The organism is Streptacidiphilus fuscans, assembly GCF_015690355.1.
GTDB lineage: Bacteria > Actinomycetota > Actinomycetes > Streptomycetales > Streptomycetaceae > Streptacidiphilus > Streptacidiphilus fuscans.
The window spans coordinates 45,601-59,872 of record NZ_JADPRT010000019.1 but is presented as its reverse complement, the minus strand read 5'-3'; the positions used below and the strand labels follow the sequence as shown (position 1 = coordinate 59,872).

15 protein-coding genes and 1 tRNA gene are annotated in these 14,272 nt (G+C 72.9%); 9 read left to right on the top strand and 7 right to left on the bottom strand.

Annotation, left to right across the window (positions count from 1 at the left end; genetic code table 11):
• The first annotated feature begins 82 nt into the window (after positions 1–82).
• From I2501_RS33325 to I2501_RS33285, 9 genes are all read left to right on the top strand, one after another.
• Positions 83–781: a GGDEF domain-containing protein gene (locus tag I2501_RS33325; RefSeq protein WP_196196765.1), complete on the top strand. Its 699-nt coding sequence runs from the start codon at positions 83–85 to the stop codon at positions 779–781.
• Complete coding sequence (locus tag I2501_RS33320; RefSeq protein WP_196196766.1) at positions 778–1,731, top strand: UTP--glucose-1-phosphate uridylyltransferase; 954 nt, start codon at positions 778–780, stop codon at positions 1,729–1,731. The genes I2501_RS33325 and I2501_RS33320 overlap by 4 nt, the downstream gene beginning before the upstream one ends.
• Positions 1,732–1,897: 166 nt before the next feature.
• Positions 1,898–3,325: a molybdotransferase-like divisome protein Glp gene (gene glp / locus I2501_RS33315; protein ID WP_196196767.1), complete on the top strand. Its 1,428-nt coding sequence runs from the start codon at positions 1,898–1,900 to the stop codon at positions 3,323–3,325.
• Positions 3,326–3,375: 50 nt separating this feature from the next.
• Positions 3,376–4,002, top strand: a complete 627-nt coding sequence (gene moaC, locus I2501_RS33310; protein WP_196196768.1) for a cyclic pyranopterin monophosphate synthase MoaC — start codon at positions 3,376–3,378, stop codon at positions 4,000–4,002.
• Positions 3,999–4,550 carry a MogA/MoaB family molybdenum cofactor biosynthesis protein gene (locus I2501_RS33305; protein WP_196196769.1) on the top strand — a complete coding sequence of 184 codons (552 nt, stop codon included), beginning with the start codon at positions 3,999–4,001 and terminating at the stop codon, positions 4,548–4,550. Before moaC ends, I2501_RS33305 begins: the two co-directional genes overlap by 4 nt.
• Positions 4,547–5,170 carry a GNAT family N-acetyltransferase gene (locus I2501_RS33300; protein ID WP_196196837.1) on the top strand — a complete coding sequence of 208 codons (624 nt, stop codon included), beginning with the start codon at positions 4,547–4,549 and terminating at the stop codon, positions 5,168–5,170. The genes I2501_RS33305 and I2501_RS33300 overlap by 4 nt, the downstream gene beginning before the upstream one ends.
• A 78-nt stretch (positions 5,171–5,248) precedes the next feature.
• On the top strand, positions 5,249–6,316 hold the full coding sequence (gene sepX, locus I2501_RS33295) for a divisome protein SepX/GlpR (protein WP_196196770.1): 1,068 nt from the start codon (positions 5,249–5,251) through the stop codon (positions 6,314–6,316).
• 46 nt (positions 6,317–6,362) lie between these two features.
• Positions 6,363–6,436, top strand: a tRNA-Ala gene (locus tag I2501_RS33290).
• A 252-nt stretch (positions 6,437–6,688) separates the two neighbouring features.
• Entirely contained in the window at positions 6,689–7,294 is a 606-nt protein-coding gene (locus tag I2501_RS33285; RefSeq protein WP_196196771.1) for a GNAT family N-acetyltransferase, read from the top strand.
• A 28-nt stretch (positions 7,295–7,322) separates the two neighbouring features.
• On the opposite strand, the gene I2501_RS33280 is transcribed toward I2501_RS33285, so the two are convergent.
• The 7 genes from I2501_RS33280 to I2501_RS33250 form a co-directional block, all read right to left on the bottom strand.
• The gene (locus I2501_RS33280) at positions 7,323–8,990 is read right to left on the bottom strand and encodes an amidohydrolase (RefSeq protein WP_196196772.1); all 1,668 of its coding nucleotides are present in this window, start codon (positions 8,988–8,990) and stop codon (positions 7,323–7,325) included.
• Positions 8,987–10,480, bottom strand: a complete 1,494-nt coding sequence (locus I2501_RS33275) for an APC family permease (RefSeq protein ID WP_196196773.1) — start codon at positions 10,478–10,480, stop codon at positions 8,987–8,989. The genes I2501_RS33280 and I2501_RS33275 overlap by 4 nt, the downstream gene beginning before the upstream one ends.
• A gap of 149 nt (positions 10,481–10,629) precedes the next feature.
• Positions 10,630–11,547: an Lrp/AsnC family transcriptional regulator gene (locus I2501_RS33270; RefSeq protein WP_196196774.1), complete on the bottom strand. Its 918-nt coding sequence runs from the start codon at positions 11,545–11,547 to the stop codon at positions 10,630–10,632.
• A gap of 50 nt (positions 11,548–11,597) precedes the next feature.
• Positions 11,598–12,179: a hypothetical protein gene (locus I2501_RS33265; RefSeq protein WP_196196775.1), complete on the bottom strand. Its 582-nt coding sequence runs from the start codon at positions 12,177–12,179 to the stop codon at positions 11,598–11,600.
• Positions 12,176–13,015, bottom strand: a complete 840-nt coding sequence (locus I2501_RS33260; RefSeq protein WP_196196776.1) for a sulfurtransferase — start codon at positions 13,013–13,015, stop codon at positions 12,176–12,178. The genes I2501_RS33265 and I2501_RS33260 overlap by 4 nt, the downstream gene beginning before the upstream one ends.
• A 29-nt stretch (positions 13,016–13,044) precedes the next feature.
• Positions 13,045–13,440, bottom strand: coding sequence for a RidA family protein (locus I2501_RS33255; protein WP_196196838.1), 396 nt, complete (start codon positions 13,438–13,440; stop codon positions 13,045–13,047).
• 108 nt (positions 13,441–13,548) lie between these two features.
• Positions 13,549–14,271 carry a hypothetical protein gene (locus tag I2501_RS33250; protein WP_196196777.1) on the bottom strand — a complete coding sequence of 241 codons (723 nt, stop codon included), beginning with the start codon at positions 14,269–14,271 and terminating at the stop codon, positions 13,549–13,551.
• Position 14,272: the final 1 nt, after the last annotated feature.

Below are 14,272 nucleotides of genomic sequence, written 5' to 3'. Positions count from 1 at the left end.
CGTCGGTGCTGTTCGGTCCGTCGTCGTGCCGGTCCTGATTGCGGGCCCTGATGCGGGCCCTGATGTGGGCGGAGGGACGACCATGCTGCCGGTCCTCGCGGACATCCTCGCTGTTGTCTGCCTTCCCGCGCTGCTCGCTGCCTGGCTGCTCCGGCGCGGTCGTGCCCGCGCCCGGGCGCTGCTCGCCGTCCGGAGCGAGGAGCTCGCCGCGCTCCGCACCGGCCGCGCCGAGCTGGAGCGCACCTCCTGCACCGACCCGCTGACCGGGGTCTGGAACTACCGCTACCTGCAACTGGCGCTGGACCGGGAGATCGCCCGCTGCAAACGCCGTCCCGACGAGCGGGTCCTCGCGGTCCTGCTGCTGGAGATCGAGGGCTTCGCCGACATCCGGCGCGAGCACGGCTACCAGCGGGCCGGGGCGGTGCTGCGCGACCTGGCCCAGCGGCTGGCCATGGAGGTGCGCGAGGAGGACGTCTTCGGCCGCTACGGCGGCGAGGAGTTCCTGGTGCTGCTGCCGGAGACGGACGAGAAGGGGGCCATGACCGTGGCCGACCGGCTGTCCTGGACGGTCCGCCGACACCCGCTGGCGCTGCCCTCCGTCCCGGTCCACCAGAACGAGTGTGGAAGTCTCCCCGGCAACGGCTTGTCGGCCCGGGTCGGCATCGGCCTGCTGCCCAGGGACGGTTCGCATGCGGCGCTGTTGCTGAGGGCCGCTGACAAGTCTTTGACAGGGGAGAGATATCTGGCGGACACAGTCCGGCAGCTAAAGTCGTCCGTATGACGAAAGCTCGTACGCGCCAGATCACCAAGGCGGTCATCCCCGCGGCAGGTCTCGGCACCCGCTTCCTGCCGGCCACCAAGGCGACTCCGAAGGAGATGCTGCCGGTGGTCGACAAGCCCGCGATCCAGTACGTCGTGGAGGAGGCGGCGTCGGCCGGGCTGACCGATGTGCTGATGATCACTGGCCGTAACAAGCGCCCGCTGGAGGATCACTTCGACCGGGCCTACGAGCTGGAGGAGCAGCTCGCGCGCAAGGGCGACCAGGCCAAGCTGGACCGCGTCCGTGAGTCCAGCGAGCTGGCCACCATGCACTACGTGCGCCAGGGCGACCCCAAGGGTCTGGGCCACGCGGTGCTCTGCGCGGAGCCGCACGTCGCCGACCAGCCGTTCGCGGTGCTCCTCGGCGACGACCTGATCGACCCGCGCGACCCGCTGCTGTCGAAGATGATCGACGTCCAGCGCGAGCTCGGCGGCAGCGTCGTGGCGCTGATCGAGGTCGACCCGGCGCTGGCCCACCTCTACGGCTGCGCCTCGATCCGCCCGGCGGAGTGGCACGGCGAGCTCGGCGGCGACGAGGACATCGTCCGGATCACCGACCTGGTCGAGAAGCCCGCCCCCGGCGAGGCCCCGAGCAACTACGCCGTCATCGGCCGCTACGTGCTCGACCCGTCCGTCTTCGACGTGCTGCGCGACACGCCGCCCGGCAAGAACGGCGAGATCCAGCTCACCGACGCGCTCCGGGTCCTCTCCCAGCGCACGCCGGGCCGCGGCGGTCCGGTGCACGGCGTGATCTTCCGTGGCCGCCGCTACGACACCGGCGACAAGGGCGACTACCTGCGCGCCATCGTCCGGCTGGCCTGCGAGCGCGAGGACCTCGGTCCGGAGTTCCGCGCCTGGCTCAAGGAGTTCGTCGGCAGCGGCGAGCTGGACGGCGCCACCGGCGCGCTCTGACACCTGCCGCGCCCGGGCCTTCGCGTGTCCTGCGGGGCCTTCGCGTGTCCGGCGGGCGGACGGTCCGCGGGTTGTCGGCGGTGGCGGGTAGTGTCGGCTGCGTCACACGGCCCGGCTGCGCGCCGGGCCCGCAGCACCGAACCGCACCGCCACGGGGGAGCGCACCATGACCGACCACGAACACCACGGCCACGACCACGGGCATGCGCACGACCACGCGCATGGCCATGGCCACGGCCGGGCCGGTGACGCCGGGATCCCGGAGGACCCGTGCGCGGCCGAGGCGGCGCCGGGCGCGGAGAAGTCCGGCGACGGGCGGCTGTGGACGGTCGACGAGCACCTCGCCGACATCCTGACCGCCGTCGCCCAGGTCGCGCCGCTGCCGCCGCTGGAGCTGCAGCTGCTGGAGGCCCAGGGCTGCCTGACCGTCGACGAGCTGGTCTCCGGCGTCGCGCTGCCCCCCTTCGACAACAGCTCGATGGACGGCTACGCCGTGCGCGTCGCCGACCTGGACGGGGCGACCAAGGACTACCCCTCCGTGCTGACCGTCGTCGGCGACGTCGCGGCGGGCGCCGCCGCGCTGCCGGTGATCGGTCCGGGCCAGTGCGCGCGGATCATGACGGGCGCGCCGATGCCGCCCGGCGCCGAGGCCGTCGTTCCCGTCGAGTGGACGGACGCGGGCACCGGCTCGGCGGAGGCCGCCACCACCATGGCCCCGCAGGGCGGCGAGCCGGTCACCTCCGGCGGCGAGGTGCGGATCTTCCAGCCGGTCGAGTCCGGCGCCTTCGTCCGGCGACGTGGTGACGACATCGCCGAGGGCCAGTCGTTGCTCCCGGCGGGAACGCGTCTCGGCCCGACGCAGATCGGCCTGCTCGCGGCGATCGGCCGGGATCGTGTCCTGGTGCGCCCGCGTCCGCGCGTCGTGGTCCTCTCCACCGGCAGCGAGCTGGTCCAGCCCGGCTCGCCGGTCGGCCCCGGCCAGATCACGGACTCCAACAGCTTCGCGTTGACCGCCGCCGCGCGGGACGCCGGAGCGATCGCGTACCGGGTGGGCGGCGTCCCGGACGACGCCGAGCGGCTGCGCGAGGTCATCGACGACCAGCTGATCCGCGCGGACCTGATCGTCACCAGCGGCGGCGTCAGCGTCGGCGCGTACGACGTGGTCAAGGAGGCGCTGGGGGAGCGGGTCTCCTTCCGCAAGCTCCGGATGCAGCCGGGAAAGCCGCAGGGCTTCGGCGTGCTTGAGGGGTCCGACGGGCCGGTGCCGATCCTGGCTCTGCCCGGCAACCCGGTGAGCGCCTACCTCTCCTTCGAGCTCTTCGTCCGCCCGGCGATCCGCGCGATGCTGGGCGCGACGGACATCCACCGGCCGGTGGTGACCGCCCGGCTCACCGAGGGCCTCGGCTCACCGGCGGGCCGACGCCAGTTCGCCCGCGGCTCGTACGACCCGGCCGCGGGCACGGTGACGCCGGTCGGCGGCGCGGGTTCCCATCTGCTCGGCGCCCTCGCGCACGCCAACGCGCTGATCGTGGTCCCCGAGGACGCGACGTCGGTCGCGGCGGGCGCCGAGGTGGAGACCGTCCTGCTGGACTGACCGCCCAGGCCCTCCCGGCTTTCCCGCTGCGGTGCTCCACTGATCCGACGATGCGACGTTCTGTGGTCTCAGCGATACTCTGGCGCCGCACCCGCCCGTCGCGATCGCAGGAGCACACAGTGACCACCAGCAATCCCGTCCCGTCAGGGTCCGGCCTGACCCATGTCGACGCCTCGGGTGCGGCCAGGATGGTCGACGTCTCCGCGAAGGCCACCACGGCGCGCACCGCGCGGGCCACCGGTCGCGTGGTCGTCTCGCCCCGGGTCGTGGAGCTGCTGCGCGGTGAGGGCGTGCCCAAGGGCGACGCCCTCTCGGTGGCCAGGATCGCCGGGATCATGGGCGCCAAGCGCACGCCCGACCTGATCCCGCTCTGCCATCCGATCGCCGTCTCCGGCGTCACGGTGGAGCTGGAGGTCGCCGACGACGCTGTCGAGATCGCGGCCACCGTGCGCACCGCCGACCGCACCGGCGTCGAGATGGAGGCGCTGACCGCCGTCGCCGTCGCCGGGTTGACCGTGATCGACATGGTCAAGGCCGTCGACAAGGGCGCCCGGATCGAGGCGGTCCAGGTGGAGGAGAAGACCGGCGGCAAGAGCGGCGACTGGCGCCGCGAGGAGCTGGTCGACGGCCGGATCGCCGGCGTCGGTGTCACGGGTGACGAAGAGGTGACGTCATGACAGGGCAGCGCCCGATCAAGGCCTTTGTGCTGACCGTCTCCAACCGCGCGCACGCGGGTGTCTACGAGGACCGCGGCGGGCCGCTGATCGCGTCCGGTCTGGCCGGGCTCGGCTGCCGCGTGGTCGGCCCGGTGGTCGTCCCCGACGGCGACCCGGTGCTGATCGCCCTGCGCAAGGCGGTCGCCGACAGCTACGACGTCGTGGTGACCACGGGCGGCACGGGCCTGACGCCGCTGGATCTGACGCCGGAGATGACCGCGCAGGTCATCACCCGTCCCGTGCCCGGCATCGCCGAGGCGATCCGCGCTTACGGGCGGGAGAACGGGGTGCCGACGGCGGCTCTGTCGCGCGGGCTCTCCGGGGTGGCCGGGAGCACGCTGATCGTCAACCTCCCGGGGTCGCCGGGCGGCGTCAAGGACGGCCTGGCCGTGCTGGGCCCGCTGCTGTCCCACGCCGTCGACCAGATCGCGGGCGGCGACCACGCGCCGGGCGGCGCGCCGACCGCCGTTCCCCAGGGACAGGAGCACGGCAGAGGAGGCCCGCACTGAACGCCTTCTGGCCGGTGGAGCTGCAGGACGGGCCGATCGGGCTGCGTCCCATCCGCATGCGCGACCAGCGTTCCTGGCAGGAGGTCAGCCGCCGCAACCGCGACTGGCTGCGCCGCTGGGAGGCCACCGTTCCGCCCGCCCGCGCCGGACAACCGCCCGCGCTGCGCCCGACGTACCGTCAGATGGTGCGCTTCCTGCGCGGGGAGGCGCACGCCGGACGGATGCTGCCGTTCGTGGTCACCTACCAGGGCCGCCTGGTAGGGCAGTTGACCGTCGGGGGAATCACCTGGGGGTCGATGTGCTCGGCGAACATCGGCTACTGGATCGACGAGGCATATGCCGGTCGCGGCATCATCCCGACGGTGGTCGCGCTTTCCGTGGACCATTGCTTCGGGGCTATGGGGCTGCACCGCATCGAGGTGTGCATCCGGCCGGAGAACAGCCCGAGCCGCCGTGTGGTCGAGAAGCTGGGCTTCCGCGAGGAGGGCCTGCGCCCGCGCTACCTGCACATCGACGGCGGCTGGCGGGACCACCTGGTCTACGCCCTCACCGTCGACGAGGTACCCGAGGGAATGCTGGCCCGCTGGCACCGGATTGAGAGTCACCATCCACATAAATAGGTCGATATGAAGAAGATTCAGCGACACACCGGTCGAAATAGCCGCCCGGCCGTCCCTCACGCCCGTACGGTGTGAAGCGTGAGCAGTAGCGGCCTCATTTACGCGGTCATTGTTGGGGCCTGGGCCGCGTATCTGGTCCCCATGTGGCTCCGCCGTCAGGACGAGCTCAACGAGGCACGTCCGACGGAACGGTTCAGCACGGCCATCAGGCTGCTGTCGGGTCGCGCGGCGATGGAGCGGAAGATCTCCCGCCAACTGGAGGAGACCCAGGGGCTCAACCCGCCCGCCGACCTCCCGGCCGAGCCGCGACGCCCCGCGGCCACGCCTCCTGCGCCTTCCGCACCGCCTGTGCATGCTGCGCCTTCTGCGCCCGTTGCCGCCGCTCCGTCGGTCGCCGGTACGGCGTCGCGTCGGCGTGCGGCGCTGCTGGCGCGGCGTCGGCGCATGGTGATGGTGCTCTTCGCGGCGTTCACGGTCGGCATGGTCGTGGCTGCGGTCGGCGGTGTCGCGCTGCTCTGGATCCCCGCCGTCCCGGCGGTGCTCTTCTCGCTCTACATCGCGCAGATGCGTCGACAGGAGCGCCGCCGCTACGAGGTGAAGCTCGACCACCGTCTCGCCGCCGAGGCGGCCCAGCGCGTCCGCCAGCAGGCGGCCTCGCGCCGCGTGCAGGAGGCGGAGACGGTGGCGCACCCGGCGCCGCCCGCGCCGTCCCCGCGGGCTGCCGCGACTCCCGGCGAGGCGACCACGTCCGGCACGGGTGCGCTCGCCGCCTCAGCGGGCGCGGCAGGGCAGGCGGCGCGGACGGCGCGGTCTGCGCGATCGGCACGGCCGACCGGGCCGACGCCGTCGACGCCCGAGCCTTGGGCGGACGACGACCGGCCCGAGCATGCCTCGCCGTCGACGGGACGTCCGGGCGACGACGCCTGGAACCCGGTCCCGGTGCCGCTGCCCACCTATGTCACGGCCCCGGTCGCCCCGCGCGCCACCCTGGGCCTGGACCTCTCCGCGCCGGACACCTACTCCTCGGCACGCGCGCCCCGCAGCCAGGCCCAGCCCCCGGTCCCGCCGCGCCGCCCGGTCCAGCCCCCGGCGACCCCGCTCTTCGACCAGTACGCCGACGACGCCCCTCGCGCCGCCAACGAGTAACCCGGTCACGAGTACCCCTCCGGACCTGCTAGAGTTTCTTCTCGTTGGGGCTGTGGCGCAGTCCGGTAGCGCACCTCGTTCGCATCGAGGGGGTCAGGGGTTCGAATCCCCTCAGCTCCACCCAACAGAGGCCCGGTCGGTTGATCCGACCGGGCCTCTGGCATATGGTGCGGGCGCTGTTGGCCGTGTGACTGGCGTGGGTGTGACGCGCATCACCGGTGCGGCTGGGGATCTCTGAGAAAGCCGCGTTCGTACGGTCCCTGGGGGCCGACGAGGTCATCGAGTCCCGCAGCAACCTCGGCAAGGTGGTTCTGGTCCGCGGTTGAGGACCGGGGCGGCCCGGTCGGTGGGCGGTGCGGGATCATCGTCCCCATGGCCGAGCCGCAGACGCAGTCAGAGGCACACTCCCAGGCGCAATCCAACGCGCACTCCCGCGCGCACGCCCAGCGCACTCCGTTCCAGGTCCGCCGGGTCACCCCCGGTGAGTGGCGGGAGCTCCGCGCACTGCGGCTGGAGGCGCTCGACGACGCCCCGTCGGCGTTCAGCACCACCCGTGCCGCAAGTGAGGACCTCCCCGATACGGCCTGGAAGGCCCAGACCGTATCGGGGGCTTCCGCCCGGAACGCCGCGCTCTTCGTCGCGGTCGATCCGGGCGGCGCCTGGTTGGGCATGGCGGGCGCGGCGCCGATTCCGGACGTGGTGGACCACGCCCATATCCACGGGGTCTACGTGACCCCCGCCCACCGGGGCCCGCACGGACCGGCGGCCGAACTGGTGGCGGCGGCGGTCGACTTCGCCCGCCGCCACATCGACGTCGGCCACCTGACGTTGGGCGTCCACGAGGCCAACGTCCGTGCCCAGGCCTTCTACCGCCGCGTCGGCTTCGAGCCGTCGGGCCTGCGCGTCCCGTATGTGCTCAACCCCGACGAGCAGTTGGTCATCCTCCGCTACCCGAAGTTCCGGGACGAGGAGGGCTGACGCTGGTCCAGGCGGCCCGGCCCGGCGCTCAGCCGAACGACGGCGCGCGGTGCACGATCTCGCCCCCCACCGTGGAGAGTTCGACGTGGGTGTCGAGGATCTCGCGCGGGTCGCTGATCGCGAAGAGGTCCCGGGAGAGCAGGACCAGGTCGGCGTGCTTGCCCGGGGTGAGGGAGCCGAGCCGGTCGTCCAGGTGGTTCGCCCAGGCGCTGCCCATGGTGTAGCCGTGCAGGGCCGTCGTCAGGTCGACGGTCTCCTCCGGCATCCAGGCCGGGCCGCCGTTGAGGCCCTGGCGGGTGACCGCCGTGTAGATGCCGACCATCGGGTCCATCTCGGCGACGTTCCAGTCGCTGGAGAAGGCGAGCCGGGTGCCCGCGCGGTGCAGGCTGCGCATCGGCCAGGCCTTGGACCAGCGTTCCTTGCCCACCGCCTCCGCCCAGTCCTGGCCCGGACCCGCGATGTCGGGCGCGCAGTGACGCGGCTGCATGCAGGCGACGACGCCGAGTTCGGCGAAGCGCGGCAGGTCCGCCGGGTCCAGGCACTCGACGTGGACGACCTGGTGGCGGGAGTCACGCGTGCCGTTGACGTCGCGCGCGTGCTCGAAGGCGTCCAGCACGGTGCGGATGCCGCGGTCGCCGGTGGCGTGCACGAAGAGCTGGAACCCGAGCGCGTCCAACTCGGCGACGGTGTCGGCGAACTCCTGCGGCGGGTAGAAGGTCTCGCCGCGGTGGTGGGCGTGCCCGGCGTAGGGCTCGAGCAGCGCGGCCGTGTGCGGCTCGACGACATCGTCGATGTAGAGCTTGAGCGCGCGGACGCGCATCCGGTCGTCGGCGTGGTGACGGGCGGCGTTGAGGAACTCCGCCAGGTCGCGCTGGGTGGTCCCGCGCGGGTGGAAGAGCGCGGCGACGAGGCGGGAGCGCAGCCGGCCCTCGGCTGCGGCGCGCTGGAACAACTCCAGGTCGTCGAGGGAGTTCTGCGGCTCGACGACCGTGGTGATGCCGAAGCGCGCGGCCATGTCCAGGCTGCCGCACAGCCGTTGGTACTGCCGGTCCGGATGCGCCCACGGGACGCCCGCCGCCTGGAGCGCGCGGTGGCCGTCGCGGGACAGGCCGCGCACGGCGAAGTCGGTGAGGAACCCGGTGGGTCGGCCGGTCGCCGGATCCTTCTGCACGGTGCCGTACGGCGTCTGCTCGACCGAGGCGTCGATGCCGAGCAGGCGCAGCGCAGCCGTGTTGAGCCAGGCGGTGTGGACGTCGTAGCTCAGCACCAGCGCCGGACGGTCGCCGGTGAACCGGTCGAGGTCCGCCGCGGTGGGCATGCGGCCGTCGGGGATCGCCGAGTAGTCGAAGGCCTCGGCCTCCACCCAGTGAGCGTCCGGGTGCGCGTCCAGCCAGGCGGTGATCCGTGCGCCGATCTCCTCCAGCGTGCGGGCGCCTGCCAGTTGGACGCAGGCGGAGTCCGAGCCGAGGCGGACGTGGTTGTGCGCGTCGACGAAGCCCGGCAGCAGCAGGCGGCCTCCGGCGTCGACGACCTCGGTCGCCGGTCCGCGCAGGTGGGACCAGTCGGCCTCGTCGCCGACCCAGGTGATGACGCCGTCGCGGACGGCCAGGGCCTCGGCGCGGGGGAGCGCGGGGTCGACGGTGTGGACGTGGGCGTTGTGGATGATCAGGTCGGCGGGGGCTGCGCTGTCGTTCACGGGTTCTCCGAGCTGAGGGCCGAGGCGTCGGCCGAGATGGCGGCGGGGGACACGGCGGATTCGGCGTCCGGGCCGGACTGCGGCGCGGCGTCGGTGCGCTGGTCGGCGGGCAGGCTGAGCTGCCAGTGGGTTGCGTGGCGCGGACGCAGGTAGAGCAGCCAGTAGAGCGCGCCGACCGCGAGGACGATGCCGGTGATCGTCAGGTCGTGCGCGGTCTGCTGCGTCAGCACGTAGGCCAGCGCGACCGTGGTGATCAGCGGCGGGATCGGCCACAGCGGCATCCGCCAGGCCTGGGTGGCCCGGTGACGCTTCGTCCGGGCGGCGAGGGCGGCGACGCCGAGCAGCAGGTAGATGACGGCGACGACCACGCCGGTGAAGCCGAGCAGCGAGTTGATGTCGACGGCCAGCGCGAGCACCACGCCCGGCAGGCCGATCCCGAGGGTGGCGACCCACGGCGAGCCCCAACGCGGGTGGATCCGGCCGAGCGCGCGGTTGAGCGGGTCGGGCCAGGTGCGGTCGCGCGCGGAGGCGAAGAGCACGCGGCCGTTCTGCAGCACCATCACGATGACCGCGTTGAGGATGGCCGCGGCGATGCAGAGGCTGACGAAGGTCCCGACGCCGCTGCCCGCCCAGGAGGTCACGATCGCGACCAGGTCCCCCGAGGCGAGCTGGTCCGGCGAACTGACACCGAGGCAGATCGCGGCCACCGGAACGGTGATGACGACCACGCCCGCGAGCAGCGACCACAGCACGGTCCGGGCCACGGTGCGGCGCGGCTCGACCAGGTCCTCGGAGAGGTAGATGGCGGTGCCGAAGCCGTTGTAGGTGAACAGGGCGACGGCGAGCCCGGAGACGAGCAGCCCGACGGTCAGCGGGGAGGTGTGGCCGTGCCCGTCGGGCACGACGGCGTGCAGCAGCGACGAGACCGGCTGCCGCGCGTGGGCGAAGCCCAGCACGCTGACCACGGCCGCGGCGAGCATCTCGATGCCCAGGAAGATGCCGGTGATCAGGGCGTTCGACTTGATGTCCAGCACGCCGACCAGCACCGAGATCAGCATCACCGCGCCACCCGCGTAGCGCGGGTCGACGTGGACGACGGCGCCGATGTAGTCGGACGTGCCGAGCGCGATGATCGGCGGGATGACGATCAGCGAGACGATCGAGATGACGAAGACCAGCCAGCCCGTCATCCGGCCCAGCAGCTGCCCGACGATCGAGTACTCGCCGCCCGCGCTCGGCACCAGCGTGCCCAACTCGGCGTAGCAGAGGCCGACTCCGAGCGAGAGCACGGCCGCGATCAGCAGCGCCTCGACGGTGCCGCTGCCCAGCGAGGTCAGCAGCGGCGGCACGACGATGAAGAGCGAGGAGGCCGGGGTGACACAGGAGAGCGTGAGCATGACGGCGCCGAAGACGCCGAGCGAGCGAGGGAGTTCGGCGGGCCGGACGGGATCGGCGGAGGAGGAGCCGGGAGTGGGCGAGGGCGCGGGCATCGGGCACCGACTTTCAGCGGGCGGACGCGGTGTGGGGGTCCGGCCATTGAAAGGCAGGTGAAAAGATGGCGTCAATATCACTGGGATAACTAATCGCAGTGCATTGCGCTTGATTTGGGCGATTCATTTGTCACCGGCGAGTACGGATATCAATCCGCCGGTCGGAGCGGCGAAACGTGTGTGTAGTCCTCCTTGACGATGTCCAGGTGGACCCACGATTCGGACCGGTTGACGCCCGCCAGCCCCTGCAGCCGGTCCAGCGTGGCGAGCAGCCGGGCGCGGTCCGGGGCGTCGACCCCGCAGACCAGATCGAACCGCCCGTTTCCGGACATCACAAAGTTGACCCCCTCCAGGGCCGAGGCCGCCTCTGCGACGGGGCCGACCGGTCCGCCGACGCCGAGCCCGATCCCGGCGGCCTCGCGGACGCCGATCGCCGCCGACGCGACCAGGCCGGTCACGTGCACCGCGCCGGCGTCCAGCATCCGCAGCACCCGGGCGCGGGTGGCCGCCTGGGAGAGCCCGATCCGCGCCGCCAGGTCGGCGTAGCTGCTGCGACCGTCGCGCTGGAGCAGGGCGAGCAGCATCCGGTCCCGGTCGTCCAGCTCCAGTGGGCCGTGCAGCGACGGCCTCGGCACGGCGGGCGAGTAGGCGTCCCTGACCAGCTCCGTGCAGCGGAAGACCTCGATCCCGCGCACGCCGGGAGCCGCGCGGAGCAGCGCCAGCTCCGTTTCCAGCGCCGCGGTGTCGCGGACGCGCACGTCGGCGACCAGATGGCGGCGGCCCGCCGTGCGGGACAGGAACATCACCGCACCGCGTCCGGCCAGCGTCCGGGCCGCCTCGGCGCTGTCGCCTACGACCTCCACGGAGACGTGGGCCAGCGTGCGCAGGCCGAGCACCTCCGGCGCGACGATGCCCACGACCCGGACCTCGCGCCGTTCCAGCAGCCGCTGCACCCGGGCGCGGGCCGCCTCGCGGGAGATGCCGACCGCCGTCGCCAGGTCCTGGAAGGAGGTACGCCCGTCCCGTTGCAGCACCGCGACCAGGGCGGCATCGGTGGCGTCGAACATCGCGGGCTCCAGGCACTCGGTGGACGGGCGGTCGGTGGACGGGACCTGCCTCACCGTAGCCCGGCGGCCCAGGCGCGGAGGCGCTCGAAGTCCGGCTCACGCAGGCCCACGTTCGGGTCGATGCGCAACAGCAGGGCCGGGGCCGGATGGTGGGTGGCCACCCACGTCTCGTCGGCCGCGGTCACCTCGTCGTCGACCCAGGCAAAGGGACGACCGGCCGCCGCCGCGACGACCTCGGGGGTCTTCCAGTAGAGCGGGCCCGGCTCGCCGATCAGCGTGCCCTCCCAGGTGATCCAGGGGAGCGGAGGCAGACCGATCAGCGGCCCGACGAAGCCGTTGGCGTCCTCCTCCCAGGTGGAGGCCCAGGCCAGCTCGTAGGGGAGGGCCGCCAGCTGTGCGCCGTGCGCGGGGTTGAGCCAGACCGGGAGCGGTCGTGGCTCTGCCCAGGGGCGGCCCCAGGCTTCGAGTCGGGCGCGTTCCATCTCCTCCCAGCGGGGCGGCATCAGGTGGTGTTCCTGGTAGCCCGTCGGGAGGTGGTCCGGCATGGCCGCATAGGGGTTGAGCGGGCCGTCGATGTCCAGGAAGAGGACGGGCTTCCGCCGCTCGCCGGCCTCGCCTGCCCCGGCGGTCATGGGCCCGTCACGACGGGCAGGTCGGACGGCAGACCCCACTCGCTCCACGACCCGTCGTAGACCGCGAGTTGGGACGCGCCGTCCAGCCCGGCGACCGTGGCCCCGAGCGCGAGCACGCAGGCGGTGACGCCCGAGCCGCAGCTGAACAGCAGCTGGGACGGCGTCGGGCCGAACCGGGACCGGAGCTCCTCCGGCGGGAGGAGGCGGCCGGTGGCGTCCTGGAGCGCGGTGAACGGCAGGTTCCGCGCGCCCGGCATATGGCCGCCGCGCAGACCCTCCCGGGGTTCCGGCGCCTCGCCGGTGTAGCGCTCGTGCGCCCGCGCGTCCAGCACTGACGCCGAGGGGTCGGACAGGGCGGCCAGCACCGCCCGACTGTCGACGAACATCCCGGGCTGCGGGCGCGCCGTGAACGTGCCGGGCGCGGCGGGGTGCTGCAGCTCCGTCTGTTCGGGCAGCCCTGCCGCGGACCAGGCGGGCAGGCCGCCGTCGAGCACGGCGACGCGGTCGAAGCCGACCGCGCGCAGCATCCACCAGGCGCGGGCGGACGAGTAGATGCCCGCGTTGTCGTAGACCACGACCGTGCTCGACGCGTTCAGCCCGAGCGCGCGCAGCTCGCGCGCCAACTCCTCGGCGCCGGGCATGGTGTGCGGCAGCGGGCTGCTCCGGTCGGACATCGGCCCGTCCAGATCGAAGAGGCGCGCACCCGGAATCGCGGGCACCTCGCGCCGGTGCCCGCCCACGCTCGCGTCGAGCACCAGCAGGTCGGCGCTGCCGAGCCGCTCCGCCAGCCACTCGACGCCGACCAGGGGACCGGGGAGGTCCAGGGACAGGGACATGAGCGTCGCCTCTCGGTTCGTCGCGGCTCTTACGGCGCGGTGAGAACTGCCAAGGCGTCGACCTCGACCCGGAACCCGGGGTGCACCAGCGCGCTGACCTGGACCAGCGAACTGGCCGGAGGCTGCACGGTGTCGACGAACTCGTCCCTGACCGTGCGGAAGGCCTGGAGGTCGTCGAGATCCACCAGGTAGACGGTCAACTTGATGACGTGCCGCCAGTCCGCCCCGGAGGCGTTCAGGGCGGTGCCGATGTTGCGGAAGACCTGGCGGAGCTGGGCGACCGCGTCGCCTTCGGCCCCGACGAGCCTGCCCTCGGCGTCGAGGGGAACCTGGCCGGAGATCGCGATCAGCGGCCCTTGGGCCACCACGGCATGGCTGTAGCCGTTCGCTGGAGGCATGCCGTCCGGGCGGACGAGGTGGCGCATGGAAGTCACACCGCCTGTCTACCACCCTCACGGGGCAACCGGAGGAGATTGTCGCGCCGACAGCGCGGGCGCGCGGCACGGGCCGCGCGCCCGCGGGGGTAGCCCTCGTCAAGCCCAGACGCGATGGACCGTCACCTGGGGCTCCAGCTCCGCCAGGGCGTTCACGCCCGGTCCCTTGGGCGCAGTCGCCGCGGCCGCTCGGAGGAGGGCGGTCACCTGGGCCGCGAGCGCGTCGGCCTGCTGCCGGACCTCGGCCACCGGCGCGGAGGACCGGCCGAGGGCGTCCAGCTTGCGGTGGATCTCCGCGAACTGGCGCTGCGCCGAGACGCCGAGGGTGAACGGGCGCGGGGTGGAGACGATGAACTGGTAAGCCCCGGCGAGGGATTCGCAGCCCGGGCAGTGGACGTTGGCTGCGGTGCTGCGGTTGTGCGCGTCCAGGTGGATGTCGGTCCCGGCCATGGTGACGATCTGGAAGGACAGTGAGACGGACCGGCACGGGTCGTCCGCCGAGCACCAGGAGGTGTATGCGGTGGCCTGGTTGTCGGCGGTGGCCGAGTACACCGCACCGAACTGGTGGACGGTGAAGGAGTCCTGGAAGCGGGACTCGTGGGCACGCGTGGCCAGCGTGAACGCGCCGTCGTCGGCCACGGCGACGCCGCGCACCGCGGTGCCGTCCAGCGCACCGCCGTTGGGGCCGACCGCCTGGGCGACGCCCGTGGTGGCGCCCAGAGTGCCGAGGCCGGCGGTGACCAGCAGACCGAAGCGCACGGCGCGTCGCACCGAGCCGACGCGGATCCGGACTTTGCGGTGGTGGTTGAGTTCCATAGCCATG